General features: G+C 61.6%; 20 protein-coding genes and 3 pseudogenes. 13 read left to right on the top strand and 10 right to left on the bottom strand.

From position 1 onward, the window contains the following. The first annotated feature begins 15 nt into the window (after positions 1-15). Positions 16-930 carry a LysR substrate-binding domain-containing protein gene (locus tag C1A35_RS07600; RefSeq protein WP_104663732.1) on the top strand — a complete coding sequence of 305 codons (915 nt, stop codon included), beginning with the start codon at positions 16-18 and terminating at the stop codon, positions 928-930. Positions 931-1,075: 145 nt separating this feature from the next. On the opposite strand, the gene C1A35_RS37070 is transcribed toward C1A35_RS07600, so the two are convergent. After that, positions 1,076-1,282 (bottom strand): hypothetical protein, encoded by a 207-nt coding sequence (locus C1A35_RS37070; RefSeq protein WP_272939256.1) that lies wholly within the window; start codon positions 1,280-1,282, stop codon positions 1,076-1,078. A gap of 103 nt (positions 1,283-1,385) precedes the next feature. Between C1A35_RS37070 and C1A35_RS07590 the strand changes: the two are divergent. After that, positions 1,386-1,603 (top strand): annotated as a pseudogene (locus C1A35_RS07590) (IS1595 family transposase); the annotation flags it as partial. Between the two features lie 27 nt (positions 1,604-1,630). On the opposite strand, the gene fhuB reads toward C1A35_RS07590, so the two are convergent. From fhuB to C1A35_RS07560, 6 genes are all read right to left on the bottom strand, one after another. Beyond that, positions 1,631-3,610, bottom strand: a complete 1,980-nt coding sequence (fhuB, locus tag C1A35_RS07585) for a Fe(3+)-hydroxamate ABC transporter permease FhuB (protein ID WP_104663731.1) — start codon at positions 3,608-3,610, stop codon at positions 1,631-1,633. After that, positions 3,607-4,419, bottom strand: coding sequence for an ABC transporter substrate-binding protein (locus C1A35_RS07580; protein ID WP_104663730.1), 813 nt, complete (start codon positions 4,417-4,419; stop codon positions 3,607-3,609). The genes fhuB and C1A35_RS07580 overlap by 4 nt, the downstream gene beginning before the upstream one ends. Positions 4,420-4,484: 65 nt before the next feature. After that, the gene (locus C1A35_RS07575; protein WP_104663729.1) at positions 4,485-6,926 is read right to left on the bottom strand and encodes a TonB-dependent siderophore receptor; all 2,442 of its coding nucleotides are present in this window, start codon (positions 6,924-6,926) and stop codon (positions 4,485-4,487) included. Positions 6,927-7,097: 171 nt separating this feature from the next. Continuing rightward, entirely contained in the window at positions 7,098-8,018 is a 921-nt protein-coding gene (locus tag C1A35_RS07570; protein ID WP_104663728.1) for a FecR family protein, read from the bottom strand. A 73-nt stretch (positions 8,019-8,091) separates the two neighbouring features. Continuing rightward, positions 8,092-8,601, bottom strand: a complete 510-nt coding sequence (locus C1A35_RS07565; protein ID WP_104663727.1) for an RNA polymerase sigma factor — start codon at positions 8,599-8,601, stop codon at positions 8,092-8,094. Positions 8,602-8,717: 116 nt separating this feature from the next. Next, a complete protein-coding gene (locus C1A35_RS07560) occupies positions 8,718-9,521 on the bottom strand; it encodes an ATP-binding cassette domain-containing protein (RefSeq protein ID WP_104663933.1) in 804 nt (267 codons plus the stop codon). Between the two features lie 1,000 nt (positions 9,522-10,521). Between C1A35_RS07560 and C1A35_RS07555 the strand changes: the two genes are divergently transcribed. From C1A35_RS07555 to C1A35_RS36655, 10 genes and pseudogenes are all read left to right on the top strand, one after another. Next, positions 10,522-11,034: an RNA polymerase sigma factor gene (locus tag C1A35_RS07555; protein WP_104663726.1), complete on the top strand. Its 513-nt coding sequence runs from the start codon at positions 10,522-10,524 to the stop codon at positions 11,032-11,034. Between the two features lie 109 nt (positions 11,035-11,143). Next, a pseudogene (locus C1A35_RS37065) lies at positions 11,144-11,296 on the top strand (FecR/PupR family sigma factor regulator); the annotation flags it as partial. A gap of 168 nt (positions 11,297-11,464) precedes the next feature. Continuing rightward, complete coding sequence (locus C1A35_RS07550; protein ID WP_234822830.1) at positions 11,465-12,094, top strand: FecR family protein; 630 nt, start codon at positions 11,465-11,467, stop codon at positions 12,092-12,094. A gap of 127 nt (positions 12,095-12,221) precedes the next feature. Then, the gene (locus tag C1A35_RS07545; RefSeq protein ID WP_199772883.1) at positions 12,222-14,723 is read left to right on the top strand and encodes a TonB-dependent siderophore receptor; all 2,502 of its coding nucleotides are present in this window, start codon (positions 12,222-12,224) and stop codon (positions 14,721-14,723) included. Between the two features lie 178 nt (positions 14,724-14,901). Further along, complete coding sequence (locus tag C1A35_RS07540) at positions 14,902-15,810, top strand: iron-siderophore ABC transporter substrate-binding protein (RefSeq protein WP_158665014.1); 909 nt, start codon at positions 14,902-14,904, stop codon at positions 15,808-15,810. Then, the gene (locus C1A35_RS07535) at positions 15,810-16,586 is read left to right on the top strand and encodes a siderophore-interacting protein (protein WP_104663723.1); all 777 of its coding nucleotides are present in this window, start codon (positions 15,810-15,812) and stop codon (positions 16,584-16,586) included. Before C1A35_RS07540 ends, C1A35_RS07535 begins: the two co-directional genes overlap by 1 nt. Before the next feature lie 2 nt (positions 16,587-16,588). Continuing rightward, positions 16,589-17,668, top strand: a complete 1,080-nt coding sequence (locus C1A35_RS07530; protein ID WP_234822822.1) for a FecCD family ABC transporter permease — start codon at positions 16,589-16,591, stop codon at positions 17,666-17,668. After that, positions 17,665-18,753, top strand: a complete 1,089-nt coding sequence (locus C1A35_RS07525) for a FecCD family ABC transporter permease (protein ID WP_234822821.1) — start codon at positions 17,665-17,667, stop codon at positions 18,751-18,753. Before C1A35_RS07530 ends, C1A35_RS07525 begins: the two co-directional genes overlap by 4 nt. Beyond that, complete coding sequence (locus tag C1A35_RS07520; protein WP_104663721.1) at positions 18,750-19,538, top strand: ABC transporter ATP-binding protein; 789 nt, start codon at positions 18,750-18,752, stop codon at positions 19,536-19,538. The genes C1A35_RS07525 and C1A35_RS07520 overlap by 4 nt, the downstream gene beginning before the upstream one ends. A 287-nt stretch (positions 19,539-19,825) precedes the next feature. Then, positions 19,826-20,074, top strand: a pseudogene (locus C1A35_RS36655) (response regulator transcription factor); the annotation flags it as partial. Between the two features lie 14 nt (positions 20,075-20,088). On the opposite strand, the gene C1A35_RS07510 reads toward C1A35_RS36655, so the two are convergent. Next, entirely contained in the window at positions 20,089-20,742 is a 654-nt protein-coding gene (locus C1A35_RS07510) for an HdeD family acid-resistance protein (RefSeq protein WP_104663720.1), read from the bottom strand. 209 nt (positions 20,743-20,951) lie between these two features. Between C1A35_RS07510 and C1A35_RS35830 the strand changes: the two genes are divergently transcribed. Continuing rightward, positions 20,952-21,239: a hypothetical protein gene (locus C1A35_RS35830; protein ID WP_158665013.1), complete on the top strand. Its 288-nt coding sequence runs from the start codon at positions 20,952-20,954 to the stop codon at positions 21,237-21,239. A 269-nt stretch (positions 21,240-21,508) separates the two neighbouring features. Here the strand turns inward: C1A35_RS35830 and C1A35_RS35825 are convergent, their stop codons facing one another. Further along, entirely contained in the window at positions 21,509-21,859 is a 351-nt protein-coding gene (locus C1A35_RS35825) for a hypothetical protein (protein WP_158665012.1), read from the bottom strand. Between the two features lie 400 nt (positions 21,860-22,259). Continuing rightward, on the bottom strand, positions 22,260-22,583 hold the full coding sequence (locus tag C1A35_RS07495; RefSeq protein WP_234822820.1) for a hypothetical protein: 324 nt from the start codon (positions 22,581-22,583) through the stop codon (positions 22,260-22,262). Positions 22,584-22,593 lie beyond the last annotated feature (10 nt).

The following is a 22,593-nucleotide window of genomic DNA, read 5'->3' as shown; positions in this document are numbered from 1 at the left end:
TGTAATGGCAAAACGATGGTGAACCTCAGGAAGAAGCTGCCGCCGCTCACCGCCCTGACGGCGTTTGAAGCAGCGGCACGACTGTCCAGCTTCACGCGCGCCGCGGCAGAACTCGGCGTGACCCAGGCGGCCATAAGCCGGCAGATCCATTTGCTGGAGGAAGACTTCGGTTTCCCCTTGTTTCGGCGGCTCCACCGCAAGATCGAGCTGACGGAGAAGGGCAGGTTGCTGTCAGCCGCGGCGGGCGACGCGTTCAATCTGATCGCGGACACGGTCGCCGATCTGCGGGCGGAAGGACCGGACGACGAGTTGGCGATCTCCGCCACCATCTCCTTTTCGCATTTCTGGCTGCTGCCAAGGATCGCCGCGTTTTCGCGCGCCTACCCCGAAATCAAACTTCGCATCATCACACAGGATACGAGGACGCGCATCGAGGCTAGCGATGTGGATCTCGCAATCCGCTATGGGACCGGGACCTGGTCGGACGGCCAGGCCGAATTTCTGTTCGAGGACGAGATTTTCCCGATTTGCAGCGCCGATTATTTGCTGACGGCCGACCCGATCCGCACACCCGAAGATCTTGTTGGGCATCCCCTGATATCAAGCGACATTGACGACCCGACATGGACCGGTTGGGACGAATGGTTTGCTGCGTTTTCCGTGAAGGCGCCGAAGAGAGCCCGTGGTTTGCGATGCAGCTTCTACACGGAGGCGATTTATGCCGCGATGAACGGTCAGGGCATCGCGCTTGGATGGAACCGCCTGGTCGGCGACCTCATCCAGCAGACCCGCCTGGTCCGGCTTACCGAAGCCTCCATCCGCACCAGGGCAGCCTATTTCGTCGTTGTACCGGCGAGGAAGCCGAAAAAGGAAAGTGGGCGGCTATTCATTGAGTGGCTGCGCGCGGTCTCTGCTCTCGGTGCGCCGTGAGGATCGCATAATCTATCGTCGGGATCGGCTTTGCATCGTAACCGTTTGAGTTTGCCGCGTGCGCCGGGCGCCGCTCTCATTCGGTGCTGCCGGCGAACCGCTGGCCGCGAGGAAATTGCGCTGTTGCTAACTGCAGGTCGCCCGTTCAGATCCCTTCAAGGCGACAGGTTCGTTGGTCAGCTTTCGGTCCAAAGCGGACGATAGCCTTGAGCCGGCTGACCGAACCCTGATTCAGAGCTTGCGCGTGCCAAGCCACTTCACCATTTCCGGATCGCGATGATCGAAGAGCTGCTGGATAGAAGTTGCTGACGCCGATCGCGCGAATGCGGCCCGCCTTGTAAAGCTCCTCCATCGCCCGCTACGCTCCGTATACATCGCCGAAGGGCTGATGGATGAGCCAGAGGTCAAGATAGTCGAGCTGCAGCTTGTTCAAGGAGCGTTCGAAAGCCGACTTGGCCGACCTGTATTTCCATGAGATCGGTTTCCGCTGGTCACAGCGTATTTGTGACGGGCCAGGCCGTTCGGAAACCCCGAAATGGCAGGAACCATGTGGTCGCGAGTGCCGACGGCGCTGCAATCGCTGCAAATCTTTCGCGCCGCGACCGGCCGTCAACTGCGCAGAAGTCCGGATGGTGGCATCATCGTCAAATCAGCAGCCGCTGTCTTTGGTTGATAAGGGCCATGTATCGACCGGAACCGGCTAAGCGGATCGTGAGCCCTTACAAAGCAGCAGTCCCAGATAAAGCCCCCCCACCACGGCGGCGATGATTCCCGCGGGGATCTCCCAAGGGTAGATGGCAATTCGCCCGAGCCAGTCCGCCAGCACCATGATGATTGCACCGACAGAAGCGGCGGCCCAAAGCTGTTGCGTTGCGTGGCGAAAGCCGAGAAGGCGCGCCACATGGGGCGCACTCAGACCGATGAAACTCAAGGGACCGACGACCATTGTGGCGACCGCGGTACAGGATGCCGCGACCAAGAAGCCGAGGCTCCACGCTGTCTGCACCCGCATGCCGAGACCGGCGGCCGTCTCTATTCCAAGCGGCAGCACGGTCATCGGCCGACGTAGGAGCGGAACAATTGCCAGGGAAAACACTGCGGCGCCGGCCGAAAACAGTGCTTGCTCCCCCGTCACCCGGTAAGTCGAGCCGGAAAGCCAGCTCATCGCCCAAATCGTGCGCGGGTCGCCGCTGGCGAGGAAGACGGAGGCCCAGCCTGTCGCCATCATCGTGACGGCAAGACCACCGAGCAGGGTGCGCTCCGGCCTTGCGCGCCCGCGTACCAGGGCAGCGCCAAGTGCGGCAGAGACCGCGAAGGCACCGGCGCCCGCGCCAATTGACAGCAAAACCGGATCGAGAGCCTCAGTCGCAACGATTACGAGCAGGACGGCCATGATCGCCCCGCCCGATACGCCGAGCGCCTCCGGTGCGGCGAGTGGGTTCGCGGTCATGCGCTGGAGAAGTCCGCCGGCGATGGCGAGCAAGGCGCCTGCCGCGGCGGACGCCAGTACCCGCGCCCCGCGAAATTCAAGCAGATAGCGCCACTCCACCGGCGTGACGGCAAAGCCACCGTGCTCCGAAGGGCCGATGGTAAGACTTGCACTGACGGCAAGGATGAGGACAAGCGCCAGCAGGGGGAGTTTGAGCCGGGACGCGTCATAGCTGCTGACCCAGCCGGCCGACTGATCCGGCATGTCGGGCGGCAAGGCTCGAATGAGCAGGATCAGTACCGGCGCGCCAATGACCGCGGTCATTGCTCCGATCGGGAGGAATCCGTCGAACAGGGCTACCGACAGGCGATCGACGGCGAGCAGCCCAAGCGCACCCAACAGGGCGGAGCGTGTGAGAAGCCGGCCGAAGGTGCGCGCCCCGGTCAGCCGCGCGAACGCTGGAGCCGCGAGCCCGACGAACGCGATCACCCCGACTGCCGCAGCGACGCTTGCGGCCAAAGCGACGCCGAGGCAAACGGTCAGCAACCGCACGAGCCAAGGTCGCACGCCGAGCGACGCGATCGATGAATCTGGGAGTGAGAGAAGCCCGAGCGGCCGCAGGAAGGCGAGGATGAGAAGCGTGGTGACGGCAAGGCGGGAGGCGAGGGCGAGTGCAACGCCGTCACCGTTTTGCACAAGTGATCCGCTTTGCCAGACGAAGATCTCTGCGAGATAGTCGGTGAACAATGCAAGCAGCATTCCCGTCGCGGCGCCCGCGGTCATGGCGACCACAATGCCGCCAAGTATTATGGCGGAGGCTGAGAATCGCCCCCGCGCGGCGATGAGCATGACCACCGCCGTCGCCAAGGCGCCTCCGCCGATCGCAATCAGTTCGCGGCCGTGCTCGAGCCAGGAGGGTGTGAAGATTGTCGCGGCCGTAAGCGCCAGCGCAGAGCCGGCGGAGGTGCCGAGCGTTGTCGGCTCGGCGAGCGGGTTGCGCATCGCTTGTTGCAGGAGCACACCGCACATGGCCAGTGCCGCTCCGGCTAGCAACGCCATGGCGATCTGCGGCGCAAAGGCAAAACGGGCGAGCAGTTCAGCCGGCGTCACCGGCTCGTTCCACAACAGTGCAAGCCAGTTTCGCGCCGGAAGCATGGCGAGTGCATCGCGGACTGTCAGGGCGCCGGCGGCAGCCCCAAGAAGCAGACTAACGAGGCGAAAGGGTTCGCGAATGGCGACAAGAGAGGTCATAAGCGAAGCAGGCTTACCTGCAGGAAGCGGGCAAAGCGATCGGCCGCTGCGATACCTCCGAACGGCCAGACTGCCGGAATGTTCATGACCTGCTGCCGCTGGACCGCAGGCAGCGCCGCCCAAAGGCGGCTTTGGCGGATGCGAATCTCAACGTTTGCTGGAACGGGCTGTAGGGAAACGATGACGCAATCGCCAAGGGTCACGAGCTTCTCAAAGCCCACGGTCGCAAAGCCCCAGGCGGAAGTATCTCCGGTCCAGGCATTTTCCACGCCGAGTAGGTCCAGAACGTCCTGAAACAGACCGTTGCGGCCGTAAACGCGGGCGTGCCGGTCGTCGAAGAGACTGACGACGGCGACGCGTGGAAGCTTCCTGGTTGAGAGCTCGGCCCGCATTGCCGCAAGGTCGGCGAAGAACTTCGCAAGCATCTGTTGCGCCTGCGGGCGCCGTCCGATCTGCGCGGCAAGCCGAAGGAACTCACGCTCCGTGTCGAAAAGTGCGGTGGCGGACCCTTCGTAGAGTTTCAGCGTCTCGACCGGAGCAAAACGCTGAAGGCGGGTGGCGTCGAGGCCGTAGCCCGAGGCGGTGACGATGAGGTCGGGCTTGATTATGGCGATGCGTTCCATGCTCGGCTCACCCCGCGAGCCAAGATCAAGGACGCTCTCCGGCAGGTCCGGTGCTGCGGCCCAGACACGATAACCGGCAACGTCCGCAACGGCGCGCGGCGTGATGCCGAGGCTCAGAAGCATTTCAGCGGACGTCCACTCCAGGCAGACGACGGAAAGTGCATCGGCCGCGCGAGCTGGTGACATCCGGGGCAGGAGCACCGTTGTGCCGGCGGCAATTAGGAAAGCTCGCCGGTAAAGGTCCTGGGTCACTACCAACGAAGCGTCGCCTTCGCCATGACGCGACGTCGTTCGCCGTAGAAGCAGCCGAATGTCTCATTGAAGCACGAGGCCACATACTTCTTGTCGAACAGATTGGTCGCGTTCACCGAGAGAGTGACGTCTTCGATCTTGTAGCTGAGCGAGGCATCGACAACGGTGCTGGCCGGCACCTTGAACGAATTTGCGTCGTTGCCGTAACTGGAGCCGATGTAACGCACGCCCGCGCCGATGCCGAGGCCATCGAGGAAACCGTCATTGTCCACGCGATAGTCTGCCCATAGGGCGGCGGTGTGCTGCGGAACTGCTGTCGGCCAGCGCCCCTTGTTGCCTCCGTCGGGATCCTTGGTGATCTCGACATCAAGATAGGTATAGCTGGCGCGCAGGTCGAAGTTGTGCTCGAGGCTCGCCACCGCCTCGATCTCGAGACCACGTGAGGTGATCTCGCCGGTCTGGCGCGGCTGCCAAGTGCCGCCCACGGCATCCCAGCGGATCGCATTCTCGCGCACCAGTTCGAAGACCGAGGCGGTTAGGTAACTGTCAAAGCCTGGCGGCTGGTACTTTACGCCGGCTTCCCATTGCCGACCGCGCTCCGGTTCAAACAGGTTACCGGTTGCAGACACGTCGAGAGGCGGCAGGAAGGATTCCGAATAGCTGACATAGGGTGCGATACCGTTGTCGAACGTATAGAGCGCACCGGCGCGTCCGGTGAACGCGGAAACAGACTTGTCTACCTCTGTGCCGGCGAGCCGGTTGTCGAGGTCGGTCGACGCCCAGTCGTAGCGGCCGCCCAGCGCAAAGGACCAGTTGTCGATCTTTATCTGATCCTGGGCATAGAGACCGACCTGGTTCTGCGATGTGACCGTGTTGTTGGAATGGCGCGAGAAGACCGGATCGCTACCATAGACAGGGTCGAAGACGTTGATTGGGTCGACGGCATAGGCATCGGAGATGTCGTGAAACCGTGTTCGACGATAGTCCAGACCACCGAGCAGGGTGTGCGAGAGAGCTCCGGTATCGACTTCGTACTGGACCTGATTGTCGATCGCGATCGTATTGAGCCGCGAACTGCCCTTGTCTGACCACCGGGATAGTTCGCCGGTTGCTGCGTCCAGGTAACCCCCGCCGTAGATGATCGCCTGGTCGTTTGAGAGATGCGAATAGCGAACGTTCTGGCGGACTGTCAGATCCTCGGAAAACTTGTGCTCGAACATATAGCCGAGCGATGCCTGATCCGTGTTGTAGTAATCGAAATCCGGTTCGCCGAGGAACCTGTTCGTCGGAATCCTGCGCCCGTCGTTATCGAAGACTGTGCCAAGCGCCGGCATGAATTGAAGTCCCCAGCCTGCCCGGTCGCGCTGGTAGTTGCCGAGGATTGTCAGCGTTGTGTTTTCATCGGGGCTGTAGGTCAGCGCCGGGGCAACGAAAATGCGATCGTCGTCAACGAAATCGACCTGGGATTTGGCATTGCGACCGACGCCTGTCAGACGATAGCTCCAATCGCTCTCTTCGCTGAAGGGTCCGGAGAAATCGAACTGGGTTTCGAACGTGTCAAAATTTCCGGCGCCCAGCGCAATTTCGTTGAACGGCGTATCGGTCGGCCGCTTGCTGACATAGTTGACGATACCGCCTGGGCCGTTCTGGCCATAGAGCACCGACGCCGGTCCCTTCAAGACTTCGATACGTTCGGCACCATAGGGGTCAAGCGTCTGGAAATCGCCGTAGCTGGTTGCCGGCAGCTTCAGTCCATCGCGGTAAAAGGCCTCTCCCGTCATGTCAAAGCCGCGGATCAGGAGCCCGCCGTACCGCGTATCGGCTGCGCCGGTGGTCTCGCCGACGACGCCGGCCGTGTAGCGTAACGTTGCGCCGATCGATGACGCATTCTGTGCTTCAATCTGCGCGGCACTGACAACGGAAACGGACTGCGGCGTTTCCATGAGCGGCGTGTCGGTCTTCGTGCCGGTCAGGCTATTCTTGGCGACGAAGCCGTCGACCGGCCCCCAGCCCGTCTGCTCGCCGTGGGCGACGATTGCCTGAAGCTGCGTGGCGCCCGTCTGGACGCCGACGTCGTGGGCGGGATCGAGGATGGTCACACTATTCGGGCCCGCGAAGCGATAGGTAAGACCCGTACCGGAAAGAAGGGCCGACAGCGCCTCGTTTGGAGTATGCGCCCCACTGACGCCTCGGCTTGTCAGACGCCGGGTCGTCCCGCTGTCAGAGAGGACCTGAATGCCACTCGCCACGCCGAAGCGGGTAAGCGCAGTGTCAAGGGCTCCGGCAGGGATCGAGTAGACAGTCGCTGCCTGGGCTAAAGCCGGAGAAGCGGACAAGGAAACGCCGGCCAGCCCGATCGCGAGTGTTACGCTGGCATAAAGGACGGCCTTTGTACGCAGGCGGTGGATCCCGCTCTGCTTTTGCCGCTTCGAGTTGTGCATGGTTTAGCCCCGTCTTGCTGTTTCCGGCGCTCGCTGAGCGCGCGTGTCACAGGCCAAAACGATGGAGAACGGAAAACCCGCAAATTTTCTTGGGGCGGGCCTTCTGCTCATCTGTTCGTAGCGTCGGATTGGCGCCAAAGTGCCGGGCTGGATGAGCGCACAAACGTTGATCTAGATGAGGAGAACGATGCCGCCAGGCGCATCCAGGCGCTGCAGGTGCAGCATCGACTCGAGATGGGAGAGAATCTCTTCTGGCCGCGTGAGGTGGAACACACCGGTAATGCGACGCGCGCCAGCCGCGCGGTCGGGGACCACGACGCGGCCCTTACGATGTCGGTTCAGGTCAGAGACCACATCCGCCACGGTGCGATCACGAAACGTCAGAAAGCCTCTGCGCCAGGATGCGGACACCTCGGCATCCGAGTACGTGACATCACTAAGGCCGTGCTTCGAGTAGCGCACGCCCTCGCCTGTAGCGAGACGGACTATGCCTACACAATCGACAGAGGTGCTTCCCTCCAGACAGTCGACGGCGACTTCGGCAGGCCCAAGTTCGACCGCGAAAGATCCGCCCGTGGTTGCACTGATGCCGGTCGCGGCTGCAACAACAAACGGACGCTCCACTTCCGGCCGTACTTCGAACAGTGCCGCACCTGTGCGCAGCACGAGCCGCCGTTGCTTCTCCGTAAAATCAAGATCGATTGCCGTTCCTCCGTCGAGAGTGGCGATGGAATCGTCCGGCAGTCTTACGGTTTTCTGTTCGCCAACTGCCGTGGCGTGGTCAGCGGTCAGCGTGATCAAGGAGGGCAGGTATCCAAGTTCGGACAGGCCGGCTGTTGCAAGCAATCCGCCGGCGGCAATGCTTCCCGAAAGAAGGCTGCGACGCGTGATACGCGCTCGTTGCCCGTGTGGCGCTGCAGTTTGTTCCAGCGTTTGCCAGAGGAGGGCGGCTTCGCGAAACGCGCGTTCATGCTCCGGGCTCTGCGCCCGCCAGCGATTCAAGGCGTCGGCGTCGCGCACTGTGGCCTCGCCCGAAGTCAAGCGCACGACCCAGGCTGACGCTTCTTTCTTAATCGATTCAAAATCGTTCACGACACGCCCTCAGCCCGCGCACTCTCGACGGGTTCGATAGACTTAACGAACCAGATGCGAAAAAGCGAAATCGCTATCTGCGGTTTAGTTTCGCAAGCCGTTCGCCGCAATGATCGATTGCTTTGCGGATCTCCGTTTCGACTGTGCGGATCGAGACACCGAAGTTCTCTGCTATATCGCGGTGGCGCTGTTTTTCAAAGCGTGACGCTATCAGCATGGCGCGCTGGCGCGGCGTGAGTTCATCCATTGCCCGACGCAGATGGTCCAGTGTGTCGCGATGCTCCAGCATCCTTTCGGGCGTTGGGCGTTGGTCAGGAACATTAAGCAGAACTCCGACCTCGGTCGGCGTCAGGTAGCGCGACGGACCGCGTGAGTGGTCGATGGCCAGACTGCGGGCGATACGCCGCAGATACGGCGCCGGAGCAGCAAGGGCTGCGGCTCCGTTTCGCGAGAGCTTTATCCAGGCCTCCTGTGCGAGGTCCTCTGAATCCTCCCGAGAGCGGGTTCGGGCTGAAAAGTAGCGGATGAGATGCGGCTGCAAACGCAGAAACACATCCAGCAGATCGTCGTCTTTCTCCGCCACCGCCCCATCCCGCCGTTGCCCCAGTCTTCATAGGGTCGGCGACGACGGTTCTCAATACTTGATTGTAGAATTCATATTTCAGCATCGATGGTGTTGCAATGGCAGCACAGGCACCCCTACCGAGCGAAGGCGAGGGGACGGCCGGAGAACGGCTCGCTGAGAACACCCATTTCCACCCCGAAGATGCGACCGAGCTCCGCGGGCCTCATGATGCTTTCGGGCGTTCCAATAGCGACGACTTCGCCGTTTCGAAGAGCGATTGTCACATCACAGTAACGTGCCGCCATGTTGACATCATGCAGCACCGAGATGACCGTGACGCCTCTTTCCGCCGTCAGTCGCCGCACGAGCGAAAGGACTTCGATCTGGTGAGCGATGTCGAGCGCGGAGATCGGCTCGTCTAGCAGCATGCAAGTGGCGTCCTGGGCGACCAGCATCGCGATCCAGGCGCGCTGTCGCTCGCCGCCGGAAAGGCTGTCGACCATGCGGTCGGCGAGCGGAGCGAGCTGGGTGAGCTCGATCGCCTCGTCTACCTTTTGGCGATCCGCTTGCGAGAAGCGACCTAAGGCGCCGTGCCAGGGATAGCGTCCGAGCGCCACCAGTTCCTTCACCTTTAGGTTTGGAGCATGCGGGAGGTTCTGAGGGAGATGGGCGAGGCGGCGCGCCAACTTCCGGCGATCCCAGGTTTCAAGAGGCGCGCCTTCGAAGTGGATGTGGCCGGTGGTGGGCGTGGCAAGTCGGCCGAGAAGTTTCAGAAGCGTTGATTTGCCCGACCCGTTGTGGCCGACCAGCGCAACCGACCTGCCTTCCGCAATATCCAGCGAAATCGAACGCAGTAGCACCCGCCCGTCGACTGCCACGCCGACATTCTCCAGCGAAAACGTGTGAAGCGGTGCGGACGAGGTTTCAGTTTCATTCATCGCGAAAGCACCTTGCAAGGCCCGCCTCAAAAGGACGGCAAACCTCTCTATATTTCCCGGCCCACTCTTGGCAATACGTCTGGATCCGTGCCGGCATCGTAGGCCCGAGGGGCTCGAAGACTTTGCAACTCGGATCTCACACGTCAAGCCAAGCGACGGCCGCGAGGAACACGAGCCCGGCGCCGGCGACCTGGCATCAATGATTGTGCGTCGCTAGGCTCAGCAGGCCAGGCGAGCCCGGCTTGTCACCGACATAGAGATCGGTGACGTCGTTGTCGGCATAAGTAATGCCTCATCGTCCCAGCCGTGGCCGGTTGAAATCCAGTGACGCGCTGGGACGCGCGCCCGACCCGGACGCGCTTGCTGCAGAGTATGCCGATCGCGGGCATTGGTTCAGCTTGCCAATTGCGCATACGCATGACGGCCTATGTGGCCTCGGGCTGCTTGATCCCAATGGATACGTGTTCTTTTTTGGTCGGCCGCGATAGCACACTTGCAGGCCTGCTAAATGGCTGACGGCATACCAACGCTTCGAGACTGCGCTGAACAAGGTCACGGAAACCGACGGGCCGGGCCGGAGATTTTGAGCGCGACCGTCGATCCCGCGGGGGGGGATGTCGATGCTCGGCGTCTTGAAGGAGAGGCGATGTTCGGCCTGCCCGTTTGCGCACGCCACGGTGATTTGTGTCTGCGGACCGAGCTGCTTGATCGTTAGAATTCGCCATCCGGTTCCCCGGGCGACAGGAACGACGCGAAGCTGCTCGGGCCTCAGGAGGATCTTGGCTGCGCGACTGGTTCCGAAAGCGGTCTGTGAAGCTGCAATCTCCGAAACCCCGAACCGACGGAGCGAGGGGCAAGGTGTTTTGTGGATCGCGTTACAGCTTTTTTAGGTCGTTAAAAAATATGAGTTCAAAAGTCTAGTTTTATGGGTTATTGAGCGGCCACCTTTTTCGCTGCGGCCGACCTGGGTTGGTTGTTGCGCGCTTATCGGCTGCCAGGAATGACCGAGAAAAAGAAACCGTCCATGGTCCAGTTGCTGACCGACAGCTACAGCGAACTGGTGAGACATGTCACGCGCCGTCTCGGCGGACCAGCCGACGCCGACGACGTCGTCCAGGACACGTTTCTCCGCGTTCAGAAAATCCCGCAGGACACGGACATTCAGAACCCGCGTTCTTACCTGTTCCGCATGGCGGACAATGTAGCGACCGATCATCTGCGAAGCCGGGTCGCGCGAGGCCGGCATCTGGTGGCGACCGACGCTGAATACGTTGAGGCGGATGACGCCTCGGCGGAGCGAGTGGTTGATTATCGCCAGCGGATGGCCGTGCTCGAACGGGCTATTGCCAATTTGCCGTCCCGGCAGCGCCAAGTCTTTCTCATGCACAAGTTCGACGGGCTGAGCCATCAGGAGATTGCTGCCGAACTGGGCATCACGCGCAGCGCTGTCGAAAAGCTGGTCATGAAGGCGCTCGCCGCCTGCAGGGACAGCCTCGATGGCCTGCTGGATTGATGGGGGAAGGGGTGAGGGATATGCAGGCGACAAACGTCTATGCAAGTAAGACAGAGTCCGGGTACCGCTTGGCGGACGTATCCGGTCGCACGAGACCGCGGTGTTGTTGATGGCTAGTGCCAGCCCATTGTTGGAAAGACACAAGGAAGAGGCGCTCGCCTGGTTTGCGCGCATGCAGTCCGGCGACGCGACCGAGGCGGATCGCGTCGCGCATGCCGCATGGATGGAAACCTCGGCGGAGCACCGCCGTGCCTACGCCCGCCTTGAGCAGGTGTGGACGGACCTTGACGGTCTGCCGGACCCACGGCTAGCGCCAACACGAATGCCGGTTGCAGCAATGCCGATGGGGCGTCGGGCCTTCCTTTCCGGAAGCGTCGCAGCGCTTGGGGTTGCAGGCTATGTGGCGATCGCCGGGCTCCCGGATTTCTGGGTGAGCGACTTCGCCACAGGCACTGCCGAACAACTGGACGTCGCGCTTGCGGACGGATCGTCGGTAAGTCTGGACGCCGATAGCGCGATTGCTGTTGACTTCACCGGCAAGGAGCGACGGATCACGCTTTTGCGCGGGCGTGCCTACTTCGACGTCGCGAAGGATGCGCAAAGGCCGTTTGTCGTCGAAGCCGCATCTGGCGCGACGAGGGCGTTGGGCACGCGCTTTGCGATACACGAATGGGATGGCACGGTGACCATTGCCGTTGAAGAAAGTGCTGTTTCTGTGGTTGCTCCCAACCGCTCAACCGTGACGATCGGTGTCGGTCAGAATGTTTCCTACGGCGAGGAAGGCATGGGCGAGATAGGCGCGGTTGACCTTGCCAGCGAGATGGCCTGGCGACGCGGCAAGCTGATCTTCGAGGACAAGCCGCTGCGGCAGGTGGTGGCCGACGTCAATCGCTATCGCAAGGGAACGATCAAGGTCACGGATCGACGCCTCAACGACCTGCGCATCAGCGGTATTTTCGATATCCGCAATCCCGAGGGCGTGCTCGATGCGATCGCTGCCGCCCTGCCGGTACGCCTTACCCGACTGACCGACTATCTCGTGTTGGTACGGCCGGTCTGAGCCAACCATAATCTTGAAGATTATTTTCAAGTTAGGGGTGAGGGAGTCCCGAAGTCCATCCGTCTTGGAGGCGAAAGGCGCTTAAGAGCGCCCGAATGCATCGTGAAAATGGAGTGAAATCGGGGTCATGGTCAGGGGAATGAGGGGCGGCGCCTCGCTCGGCGCTCGAGCGACTGTTGTCGGGCTGACAGCTATGTTGATGTCTTCGGTTGCCGTCGTGCCCGCGCTGGCACAGGAGCAGCCGGCAAGGAGTGCCCGGACCGGGTCTCAGGCCTTTTCCATTCCTGCCGGCGCGCTCGGGTCGGCAATCATGCGCTTCGGTGACAGCGCCAATCTCCAGGTTCTCTATCCGGCCGATCTCGTTCGCGGGAAGTCGACGGCGGGTGTTTCGGGAACCCTGTCGCGGGAAGCCGCGCTTGCGCAGCTTCTTGCCGGCTCGGGGCTCGCATACCGCTTTACCGATGCGAACACCGTGACGATCTTCGATCCGCGCGCCGGTGCGGGCGCCACGGGAGCCGCCGTCGATGGGGCAACGATGCTTGCCCCCATCCAGGCAACGGGCCTCGGCATGAACACGGAGGGAACCGGCTCCTACACGACGGGCGAGATGAGCACGGCGACCGGCCTGCCGCTCACCATCCGCGAGACGCCGCAATCGGTCACGGTTGTCACCAGGCAGCGCATGGACGACCAGCAGTCGACAACGATCGCCGATGTGCTCGACAGCACGACGGGCATCACGCTGCAGCGTTACGACAGCGACCGCACCGAGTTCTTCTCGCGCGGTTTCGCGCTGACGGAGTTCCAGTATGACGGGGTGTCGGTGCAGACCGACGGTGTCTACGATTATGGTCTGAGCAACGCCGACATGACCATCTACGACCGCGTCGAGATCGTGAAAGGGGCGAATGGTCTTCTACAGGGCGCCGGCAGCCCCGGTGCCGCCGTCAACTTCGTGCGCAAGCGGCCGACGGATGATTTCCAGGCTTCGGTGACCGGTGATATCGGATCCTGGCAGACCTACCGAAGCGAGCTGGATCTCTCTGGGTCCCTGAACGCCGATGGCTCGCTGCGCGGCCGCTTCGCCGGCGCCTATGAGGATGGCGAATCCTATCTCGACCATTACGAGCGCAAGAAGCTCACCCTCTATGGCGTGCTTGAGGCTGATATTACCGACCAGACGATGCTGACGCTCGGCTCGGACTACCAGCGCAACCTGCCGCGCGGAACCTCCTGGACGGGCCTCCCGATGTTCTTCAGCGACGGCACCCGCACTGATTGGGACGTGTCGAAGAACCCCGCCACCGAGTGGAGCCGACGCTACACCTACACCAACAACTATTTCGCCAAGCTCTCGCACGAGTTCGACAGCGGCTGGAACGTTGAGGCCGTCTACAACCATCGGCGAAACGGGCATGACAGCGTGCTCGGCTCTGCCGGCGGCGGCTGGCCGGACCCGGTCACTGGTGCAGGCGTTTTCCAGTTTGTCGGCAAATATGCCGGCCGTGTCGTCCAGAACACCTTCGACGTGAAAGCGTCCGGGCCGGTCGAGCTGTTCGGCCGTGAGCATGACCTGATGTTCGGCGCGACCGCTTCGCGCAGCACCGACAAGGGGCCATGGTACGGCTATGGTGGTATCGGCTACGATCCGAACATTCCCGACTTCTTCGACTGGGACGGCAAGACGAACGAGCCGGATTTCGAGCAGACCGGCAAGTATGCCAAGGACCTGACGCAATACGGCGCCTATGCCGCGGCGCGGCTGAAGCCCACCGACCAGCTCTCCTTCATTCTCGGCGGTCGCTTGAGCTGGTGGGACATGGACGACAAGGGCACGCTTGATTTCGCGACGGATACCTGGTCCTCGTCAAAGGACTATTCTGTCAGCGCCAAGCTCACACCCTATCTGGGCGCCGTCTACGACCTGAACGACAGCTATTCCGTCTATGGCAGCTATACGGCGATCTTCAAGCCGCAGGAGTACCAGGACATCGGCCGCAACTACCTCGACCCAGAGGAGGGGCACAGCTTCGAAGTCGGACTGAAGGGCTCGCATTTCGACGGTGCGCTCAACACCAGCGCCGCCCTGTTCATGACCAAGCAAGACAATGTTGCCGAGCAGGTTGGCATCGATCCAGGCACTGGCAATCCCTACTACACGCCCGCCGATGGGGTCACGACCAAGGGCTTTGAACTAGAGGCATCTGGTGAGATCCGGCCCAACTGGAACCTTTATGCCGGATACACCTACAGCCACGCGCGCAAGGCCGATGGTACGCGCGTCTATTCCTTCATCCAGACGAGTGCTCCGGAAAACGTCTTCAAGCTGTTCACCACCTACCGGCTGCCGGGAGAATGGGAAAAGCTGACCATTGGCGGCGGCATGCGCTGGCAGAGCGCGATCTATGGCAATGTGTGGAGCCCGGCCAATGTCTACGAAGAGTTCAAGCAGAAGAACGTCATGCTCGTGGATGTGATGGCGAGATATTCGTTCAACGAGAAGGTCGATGTCACCTTCAACGCGAAAAACATTTTCAACGAGAAGTATTTCGCGGCTCTCGGCAACTTCGACACGGGCTTCTACGGCGAGCCGCGCAGCTTCACCGTTTCGACTAAGTTCCGCTTCTGAGATCGAATGGGGAGGGCGCCGAGGCGGACCGCGGCGCCCTGAAGGCTGAAAGATGATGCACCGATCTGGGAGCGCCGCAATCGACGACGAAATTCGCTTTCGGCGCCGCGCTTTCCTGGGCCTTTGCCTTGGCGGCGTGTTCGGCCCGCCTACAGCTGCGTACGCGGGTAGCGGGGCGATGTCGTTCCCGGTGTCGGTGGATCACGCCTTCGGAAAGACGGTCGTGCCGCGTCTTCCGCGACGCATCGTCTGCGCCGGCTTTTGCGACGACGATAGCCTGCTGGCTTTCGGCCTGCGACCGATCGCGATGGTCCGGCGCGGCATGTTTAAGAGCGGTGTCGCGCCCTGGTGCGAACCGTTGCTCGGCGAAAGCAGGCCGGTGTTACTCGACGGCGTCAGTATTGACTACGAGGCGATCCTGGCGCTCGAGCCTGACCTGATCATCAACGTCTTTTCCGGGGCTGACGAACTGGTCTACCGGAAACTATCGACGATAGCGCCGACGATCACCTATCGCAGTGGCCCGTGGCTGGCGGACTGGCGCGAACAGACACGCCTGATCGGTGCAGCACTTGGGCGCGACAACGACGCCGAACAGCTGATCAGCCGCACGCGCGGCTCAATTGGCGAGTTGGCCGCGGCAAATCCTTCACTCGCGGGCAGGACCTTCACCTTCGCGACGCATTTCGCAGGCTCAGGCTCGATGGTGGTCTATCTGCCGGGCGAGACGCGGGTCGACTGGCTGATCGAGCTTGGAATGGCCGTGGCGCCCGGCGTCGATCGGCTTGCCAAGGCAAATCCGGGGCGCACCTCGGTCGATGTCAGCCTGGAGCTACTCGATACCGTCGATGCCGATGTCCTTGTCGCCTGGTACGAGGAAGGTGCGCGCCAGGCGATGGAGAATGAACCACTGTTCCAGATGTTTTCGCCCGTCAGGCGTCGCGCCTATGTCCCGCTTGAGGACCCCTTGTCTGTTTGGGCCGCGTCCTGGCCGAGCGTTCTTTCCATCCCTCATGTCTTTCCAAGGCTGGTGCCGGCACTCGCAGACGCGGCTGTCCGCACAAAAGGCCAATCGGAGGAACTTTGATGTATCACGAGGACTATTTTTTCGCAGAGGTGCTCTCTGCCGGGCACCTCACGCCCTCCATGATCCGCGTTCGCCTCCAGGTCGAGGACCATGGCCGGTATCAGGCGAGCGACCATGCCGATGAGTGGGTCCGGCTCGCCTTTTCTCCCGGTGGTGGTCTGCCGGTGACCTTGCCGCAGCAAAGGGACGGGAGATGGGGTCGCTTCGACGGCTCTCCATCCTGCCCGAACCGTCCCTACACCGTGCGCCGATGGGATGGCTCGACCGGCGAAATGACCGTCGACCTGGTCGCGCATGAGGGGGGTGTCGCGGCAAGCTGGGCAACACATGCCAGGGCCGGCGATGTCATCGGTCTCTGTAATCCGGAAGGGCGGTATGAGCCGCCGGCGGATGCGCAATGGATCCTGCTCCTGACGGACATTACCGGCCTGCCGGCGGTAGGGCGCATTCTCGAGGAGATGCCGGACGCGGTTACCGTGATTGTTCATGTCGAGGTGCCCGCGCCGGCAGACGAGCAGGATCTGTCAAGCGATGCCGCCTTGTCGCTAACCTGGCATCACACCCATGGGCATGCGGCCGGTCGCGACGGGCCGACGCAATTGCATGCGATCGCACGCAGCATCGACATGCTGCCGGATGGTCCGGGTTACATCTATATCGCCGGCGAGGCGCGCGCGGCATCCGCAGCCCGCAAGCACTTTCGCGATACGCTCGGCTTCGACAAGACGAGGATAGACGCCGTCGGCTACTGGGTCGAAGGGCAGGCGCGGGTATGATCGTGACCGGTGCTGCAGACGACGGGGCGCTCGGCGTGGCCGATCGGGCCTTGGTCAGGGCAGTTGGCTCGGGATGCCGGCGCCGTGCTGGTCTGTTGCTGCCGGTGCTTCTTGTCGCCCTTGCCGTTCTCGTCGTCGTGTTGGCCGCCAGCATTCTGACCGGGCCTCGCTCCATCGACCTTCCGACCGGGCTTCAAGCATTCACTGCCTACGACTCGACGAATGTCGACCATGTTGTCGTTCGCGCGTACCGGGTGCCGCGAACGCTTCTGGGGCTCCTGTGCGGCAGTGCCTTCGGTGTCGCCGGCGCCCTGATCCAGGCAATGACGCGCAACCCGCTCGCCGACCCCGGCCTGCTTGGCGTCAATGCCGGGGCTGCGTTTTTCGTCACCCTTGCCGTTGGTGTTTTCGGCTGGCACTCGATCGGCGCCTACATGTGGTTTGCCTTGCTTGGCGCGATGACCGTGGCGACGCTTGTCTATGCGATCGGTACTGTCGGCCGAGGCGGCGCAGAGCCCGTGCGGCTGATCCTTGCCGGCGTTGCGCTCTCGGCGGTTCTCGGCGGCCTTAGCATGTCGATCTCGCTGATTGACCCGACAACGTTTAACGGCATGCGCCATTGGGCGATCGGTTCGATGGGCGGTCGCGACATGACGGTGGTCTTGACCGCGGCCCCCGTTATCCTGCTCGGACTGGTGTTGGCAGTCGCCGTTGCCGGGTCCCTGAATGCCATGGCACTCGGCGACGATCTCGCACAGGCCTTCGGTACCAGGCTTTCCCATCTGCGCATCGTCGTCGTTCTCGCGGTCACCCTTCTTGCTGGCGGGGCGACTGCGGCTGCCGGCCCGATCACATTCATCGGGCTCATGGTCCCTCATGCGGTGCGCTTGCTCACAGGCCCGGATCAGCGCTGGATCATCGCCTTCACCATCGTGCTCTCGCCGATCCTCTTGCTCTTGGCCGATCTTGTCGGCCGGTTCGCCCTCTATCCGGACGAACTCGAAGCGGGGATCCTCACAGCCTGCATCGGCGCCCCTGTGCTCATTCTGCTGGCGCGCCGAGGAGGGGCCATGGCACCATGAACAGCTCGGCCTCGATGCGGCGCGACAATTGTCGATATGAAGTGGACGCAACCGCCTTAGATGGGCCGGCGCATCGCGTGATCCGTTGTGGTCCGTTCTCCTTCAAGGTGGAAACACACACCGCCATTGCAGCGCTTCTGCTGGCCATTGCGCTCGTGGCAGTCGCAACGCTTGCGCTGGCTGGCGGGGCATTTCCGCTGCGGGTTGGCGATATCGTTTCGGCTCTCCTTGGTGTTGGCGATGAGCGCGCGCAACTCGTCGTGATCGAATGGCGGTTGCCGCGCGTCCTTGGCGCCGTGCTCATCGGCATGGCGCTCGGCGTCAGCGGCGCCATCTTCCAATCGCTGACCCGCAACCCGCTCGGAAGCCCCGATGTCATTGGTTTCTCGGCCGGATCCTACACCGGCGCACTGATTGTTCTCTTGCACCTCGGCGGAGGCTACTGGCTGACCGCAGGTGGTGCCGTGGCGGGCGGGTTCGGCGCAGCCGCGCTCGTCTACGCGTTGGCCTGGCGCGGCGGCGTCGACGGCTTCCGCATGATCCTGATCGGAATCGGTGTGTCTGCCCTGCTCGGCGCATTCAACATGTGGATGATCCGCCAGGCGAGCCTCCAGGCAGCGCTCGGAGCCGCATTCTGGGGGGCCGGATCGCTGAACGGCCTCGGTTTCGACCAATTGCGGTTTGCGGCTCTCGCCTTTGCGGTGCTTCTGCCGGCGAGCGCCTACCTTGCGCAAGCGATGCGCCAGATGGAACTTGGCGACGACGTGGCGAGAGCCACTGGCGTTCCGGTTATGCGCATGCGGTTCGCGTTGACATTTGTCGGCGTCGCTCTCACCGCGGCGGCAACGGCCTTTGCCGGCCCGATCGCCTTCATCGCCCTGGTGGCCCCGCAAGTCGCACGCCGGATGACTGCGACGGCGAGCGTATCGATCCTCACATCTGCTTTGTGCGGCGGACTGCTGTTGCTCGTGGCCGACCTCGCGGTTCAACGGGCCTTCGGCAACCAGCTCCCAGTCGGTGTCATGACGGTCGTTATCGGTGGGTTCTATTTCATCTGGTTGCTCGTTCGGGAGACAAGGCCATGACATCCCCACATCCGCTTCGTGCAATGGACATCACGGTTGGCTATCGGGACGCCGTGCTGCGCAACCTCAGCGTTGCGATACCTGAGGGCTCCTTCACCGCAATCATCGGGCCAAATGGTTGCGGCAAGTCGACGTTGCTCAGAGCGCTCGCCCGGCTTTTGAAGCCGGAGAGTGGGGAAATCTTCCTCAAGGGGAAACCGATCGGCACCTACGCTTCGCGAGAGGTCGCCCGAAGCCTTGGGCTCTTGCCGCAATCGTCGGTCGCACCTGAGGGCATCACTGTTGCGGAATTGGTGGCGCGCGGACGTTATCCGTACCAGACGTTCTTGAGGCGTTGGTCGCGACAGGACGAGGTAGCGGTTGCAGACGCGATGGCGGCAACGGGTGTCGAGCATCTCGCATTGGAGCGCGTCGATCGGCTTTCCGGCGGGCAACGGCAAAGGACATGGATCGCCATGGTGCTGGCTCAGCAAACCGAGATCCTGCTGCTCGACGAGCCGACGACCTACCTCGACATCACACATCAGGTCGAGCTGCTCGACCTCTGCCGGCACCTCAATCGCGAGGGCCGGACGCTGGTTGCCGTCCTGCACGACCTCAATCTTGCCTGTCGTTATGCGACCCATGTGATCGCCCTGCGCGACGGAGCGATTTTGGCGGAGGGACCACCGACGGAAATCGTGACGGCCGACCTCGTTCGCGATGTCTTCGGTCTTTCGGCCGTCATCATAGAGGATCCTATATCCGGCGGGCCGCTGGTGGTTCCGGACCAGAAGGCCATCTGACGCGACGTTCGAGCGAGGATGTGCGATCGGATCGTGAATTTGACCTCACGGGCGCCACCCTTAGATGCACACCTCGGGCGCGATCAGGGCGCTCGAAAAGGAATGGCCGGGGTGCCGAAAACCCATGTCATGGGCGCCGGTGTCCACTTTCCGCAATCTACGACTGGAGGCGGGGTAGGCTGTATGACACATGCCCCCGTCTAGCCCGAAATAGCGGTGCCCTGCAATTGCCGGCGGGTGACGAGACTGGTGAGTTGGCCTCCAGTACCGACAAATCGCGTGTTGCATTTACGGAACGCGAGCGACAGGTGCTGGCAAGCTTGCAGCGCGGCCTGCCCAACAAAGTCATCGCCAAACAGCTGAACCTGTCGGAGAACACGATAAAGGTCCACATCTCGAACATCATGCGCAAGCTAAATGCGACAAATCGCACCGAAGTCGCCCTCGCCGCGCAAGGCAACATGATGGATGATTTTCGCTCCGCACTCTCGGATACTCGCCCCGCCATGAGTCTTGTCCGCCCCCCGATGAACTGAGGCATTCTTGACCTTTATTTCGTTTGAGTTCGCTTCCGCGGGTGGTTCGCACCGTCTCCACCTCTCTCCGGCCGAGGGGAGAATGCAAATCTAAGCCACGCTAGGCCCTGCGTCAGGAAATCGATGCCGAGCAAGAGCGCTAGCATCCACAGACTTAACTTTGGGAACTCGGACAAGATGACTAATCCTGCCCCGGCGCCAAAGGCTCCCGACAGCATCATCGTCCATCCTGCCTCACGCCAATGGCTGATGCTGAGCAAGATCCTGACGATGCCCGACAGGGTGAACAACAGGCCGATCGCATAGGTTTGCAACAGCTCTTGTGTACGCCCGGACCGGGCCACAATGTTCGTCAACATCTCCATCACGCTCGAGCCGGCGGCGTCAGTAAGGATCAGGCCCAGGGCGATGTAAAGAAACCCCAGCAGCATCTGCCACGACACGGCGACCCAGGTTCTTGCCCACAAGGCGTGGACGATTTCGAATGTGCCGACCATGATGGCAGCGGTTCCGATGAAGGCTGGAGCAACGAATGACGCAAACGCCACATCCGTCAGGACGACCAATCCCGCTAAAAGCATAACTCCGCCCAGCACTAAGCGAACTGACGCCGGCGGGCCGGTCGGATCGCCACCTGCATTGCGCGGCATGGTGTCGTGAGAAGTCATGGTTTCGTTGTCACTCCCCTGTTCGTTTGCCGCTCCTCCCCGACCAGCGGAGAGTGCTGGGAGAAAGTCCGAATACGCTCCGGGGGCGCGCAATCCGTCGATTGCGCAGTCGTATCGATCTGCCGGGCGCACAGAATGCGTCAGTTGGCTTTGCGTCTATAGACTACGTGGCGCCAATGGCCCTACCGCCGTTCATTTCGGCGGAGGACGTGGCCGATGACGAAAGCTATTCCAATAAGCAAGAGGACCGCTCCTGCGAATCCGAACCCGAACGAGCCATAGCGGTAGCCGGACGCTACGACGAGGAACCCGATAACGATACTAGCGAAGCCAATCAGCTTCATTTTCATCAGGTTGAAGTTGCCATGTCCAGCCATGTAGTGGCCCCATTTTCAGTAGTATACGTGAGTGTAGTGAAAGGAACGAAACTTGATATGCGCTCTTCACTACAGCGCAGTGCCGCGTGTTCAACGGAAACGATGGCTACGCTGCGTTAAAGAGGCCGTCCTCTTCTGGGTCCGCATACTAAATAATGCTCAGATGAAGTGCGATGATAAGGTCTAATACTCGATTATGCTAGAGTAAAATGATCGACTGATGACTTTCGCGGCGTCGGCGACCGCCACCGTCGTGCCAATGTCGCGCCGATAGAGGATCCAGAACACTGTAGAACGCCGCGCTCGCTCGGCGGGTTGATTAACCAGTATAACGCTCATCGATGCTGCGACGTCCGGGGGTAGATCAATCGTTACCCCCGAAGGTGTTTTCATAGCGTCGACAACGGGCGCTTCGGGGCCTGCGTATTCGACCGGCCGAAAATGAAATCGCCATGCTTGTCGAGTTCGCCATACTGAGGGCTTTGCCCAGGATTTAAGGTCGGAATCTTATTGATGACATAGCTAACCATCTCAGAGCCAGCTACAGGCTCATCGCCAAAGGCGGCGCTTGTCCACCACTCTTCCATCCCGAGCACGGACGGCAATTTCAAATCTGCCCACACCGAGCCAAGCACGGTATACAAAGAACCGCCCGCGGCAATCGACTCGACGTATATCCCGATAACCTCGTAGCCGCAGCATACGTTCGCCCTGTGAACAGGTGATTCCGCGGCCGCCATTGAGAATTGTACCAATGCTAATTTCGACGGCGGCCTGCGCGGTGTTGGGAAGAACGACCGGTGCGGAAACGAGGCTGGAAGCCACCATAAGGACTGCCAAAAAACGAGATGTCATCGGGTCACTCCAACAAATGGGGGGTCTGTAGCAGCGGTAACCTAACCTAACCTAACCGAAGCGAAGGGCCCAGGCTATGCAGAGCGTACGAAATATCTTCGTGCGTTTGGTGCAGGTTGAACGACAGATGCCTGGAACGCTCGCAAACGCGACTCGATCTTTGCTGACCTCCCCATTCTAGTTGACGGATCGTAAACCGTCGGAGGTCGAGATGCCGGCGATGGCACGCTCGATCGCATCGCATGCGCAGATACCCACGATACCGATTTTATTGCAACGAGACGCTCAACCGCCGGTGCATGGCGACGGCACGGCGCGGCCGACGCCCCACGACAGTTGTCCCTGCACGATGGTCAGCGTCCACCGGCCGTTTGAATAAGTCGTTCCTTCTGTCCCCATGGCCAGCAGATCAACCGCAGGTGCGCCGTTGACGGATACCGAAGCGCGGTCGCCGAACAGACGCACTGCCAAATGCGTGCCGTCCTGGCACGTGTAGTCGCTGACGGGGTAAGGGTTGCCCCCGCCAATCGACGCTCCGGTTTCGGCATGCGCGGAGCTTGCAAGCAACAGGGCACCAATCGCCGCGATCGATAGATTTCTCAACATCATAGAGCTCCAA

Source organism: Ensifer adhaerens, from assembly GCF_002940685.1.
GTDB lineage: Bacteria > Pseudomonadota > Alphaproteobacteria > Rhizobiales > Rhizobiaceae > Ensifer > Ensifer adhaerens_E.
This window is presented reverse-complemented; position numbering and strand designations above follow the sequence as displayed.

Excerpts from the sequence above, each read along its gene's own strand:
- C1A35_RS07600 (WP_104663732.1), top strand. The coding sequence starts at position 16 with ATGGTGAACCTCAGGAAGAAGCTGCCGCCGCTCACCGCCCTGACGGCG.
- C1A35_RS07580 (WP_104663730.1), bottom strand. The coding sequence starts at position 4,419 with ATGTCACCAGCTCGCGCGGCCGATGCACTTTCCGTCGTCTGCCTGGAG.
- C1A35_RS07575 (WP_104663729.1), bottom strand. The coding sequence starts at position 6,926 with ATGCACAACTCGAAGCGGCAAAAGCAGAGCGGGATCCACCGCCTGCGT.
- C1A35_RS07555 (WP_104663726.1), top strand. The coding sequence starts at position 10,522 with ATGACCGAGAAAAAGAAACCGTCCATGGTCCAGTTGCTGACCGACAGC.
- C1A35_RS07495 (WP_234822820.1), bottom strand. The coding sequence starts at position 22,583 with ATGATGTTGAGAAATCTATCGATCGCGGCGATTGGTGCCCTGTTGCTT.
- C1A35_RS07520 (WP_104663721.1), top strand. The coding sequence starts at position 18,750 with ATGACATCCCCACATCCGCTTCGTGCAATGGACATCACGGTTGGCTAT.
- C1A35_RS07510 (WP_104663720.1), bottom strand. The coding sequence starts at position 20,742 with ATGACTTCTCACGACACCATGCCGCGCAATGCAGGTGGCGATCCGACC.
- C1A35_RS07545 (WP_199772883.1), top strand. The coding sequence starts at position 12,222 with ATGGTCAGGGGAATGAGGGGCGGCGCCTCGCTCGGCGCTCGAGCGACT.
- C1A35_RS35825 (WP_158665012.1), bottom strand. The coding sequence starts at position 21,859 with ATGGCGGCCGCGGAATCACCTGTTCACAGGGCGAACGTATGCTGCGGC.
- C1A35_RS07525 (WP_234822821.1), top strand. The coding sequence starts at position 17,665 with ATGAACAGCTCGGCCTCGATGCGGCGCGACAATTGTCGATATGAAGTG.
- fhuB (WP_104663731.1), bottom strand. The coding sequence starts at position 3,610 with ATGACCTCTCTTGTCGCCATTCGCGAACCCTTTCGCCTCGTTAGTCTG.
- C1A35_RS37070 (WP_272939256.1), bottom strand. The coding sequence starts at position 1,282 with ATGGAGGAGCTTTACAAGGCGGGCCGCATTCGCGCGATCGGCGTCAGC.
- C1A35_RS07535 (WP_104663723.1), top strand. The coding sequence starts at position 15,810 with ATGTATCACGAGGACTATTTTTTCGCAGAGGTGCTCTCTGCCGGGCAC.
- C1A35_RS07540 (WP_158665014.1), top strand. The coding sequence starts at position 14,902 with ATGTCGTTCCCGGTGTCGGTGGATCACGCCTTCGGAAAGACGGTCGTG.
- C1A35_RS07560 (WP_104663933.1), bottom strand. The coding sequence starts at position 9,521 with ATGAATGAAACTGAAACCTCGTCCGCACCGCTTCACACGTTTTCGCTG.